The 237-nt window shown below is 32.5% G+C and carries 1 protein-coding gene; it reads right to left on the reverse strand.

The genetic code is table 11. The features are described 5' to 3' along the window. The coding region (locus tag IDG63_RS15055) for a DDE-type integrase/transposase/recombinase (RefSeq protein WP_206176513.1) at positions 1-237 on the reverse strand (237 nt) is incomplete at both ends.

The raw sequence follows: 237 nt of genomic DNA on the forward strand, positions 1-237 counted from the left end.
GCATGATGCTAATTTCGTGGCATGGGGAAAATCCGTAGATCTGAAGAGACCTACGGTTCTTTTTATATAGAGCGTAAATACATTCAATACCTTTTAAAGTATTCTTTGCTGTATTGATACTTTGATATCTTGTCTTTCTTACTTTAATATGACGGTGATCTTGCTCAATGAGGTTATTCAGATATTTCGATGTACAATGACAGTCAGGTTTAAGTTTAAAAGCTTTAATTATTTTAG

The organism is Staphylococcus sp. EG-SA-14, from assembly GCF_017151935.1.
In the GTDB taxonomy this organism is placed as follows: Bacteria; Bacillota; Bacilli; order Staphylococcales; family Staphylococcaceae; genus Staphylococcus; species Staphylococcus aureus.